The organism is Vibrio sp. D173a (assembly GCF_030248475.1).
On the sequence record NZ_JAHGAH010000642.1, the window covers coordinates 1 to 988 of the forward strand.

Consider the following 988-nt stretch of genomic DNA (forward strand, 5'->3'; position numbering starts at 1 on the left):
GTTCAGCCTCTACACGTACTTAAAGCACTACTGCCTGATCCAACATCACTAGCACCGGGCTACACGGGTCTAACGTGAATCGGTACTTGGGTACAAGGGAAGAAAGACGGTAAAGAGCGCAGCGTATTCATCTACAACAACGCTGACCATGAAGTGGCATACGAAGACGTAGAGCACCAAGCGATCTCTTACACTACGGGTGTTCCTGCAATCACAGCTGCACTTCAGTTCTTCCGTGGTGAGTGGGCAGATAAAGGCGTGTTCAACATGGAACAGCTAAACCCAGACCCGTTCCTAGAAACTATGCCGGGTATCGGTCTAGATTGGCATCTTCAAGAGCTTGAAGCAGGCCAAAGTCTTCCTGTGATTCATGAGCTGAAAAAATAAGAACTGATTTCTTGTTTTGATTGCTAACTAAAAGGGGACATGGATTGTTCCCTTTTCGATGATGATAGCCTTGAAGCTTTGGTATCATTTATTTTGATTTTGTAACTCACTGCGTTCGAACAGGACAAAATCAAAATAAATCACACCAAACTTGTTTAATTTACCCTTCCACCTATGGATGCGGCTTGAGTGTTTACAAAAATGACGTTTAAGAAAGAAGAACTAAAAACCCCATACTTCATGATCAGCGAAGATAAGTTGATCGCCAATCTAGAGAAAGCAAATCAGCTTAAAGAGATCTCTGGCGTTAAGTTGGTATTGGCATTGAAGTGTTTCTCTACTTGGGGTGTATTTGACATCATCAAACCTTATTTAGATGGCACGACAAGCTCTGGCCCGTTTGAAGTAAAATTAGGTCATGAAACCTTTGGCGGTGAAACTCATGCATACAGTGTTGGCTACAGCGAAGATGACGTCCGTCAAGTGTCGGACATTTGTGACAAAATGATCTTTAACTCACAAAGCCAACTTGCGGCTTATCGACATATTGTTGAAGGCAAGGCGTCGATTGGCCTTCGCTTAAATCCGGGCGTTAGCTACG

General features: G+C 43.6%; 2 pseudogenes. Both read left to right on the top strand.

What is annotated here, in order from left to right:
* Window positions 1–387: pseudogene (locus KIV40_RS28170) on the top strand (saccharopine dehydrogenase family protein); the annotation flags it as partial.
* 201 nt (window positions 388–588) lie between these two features.
* Window positions 589–988, top strand: a pseudogene (locus KIV40_RS28175) (carboxynorspermidine decarboxylase); the annotation flags it as partial.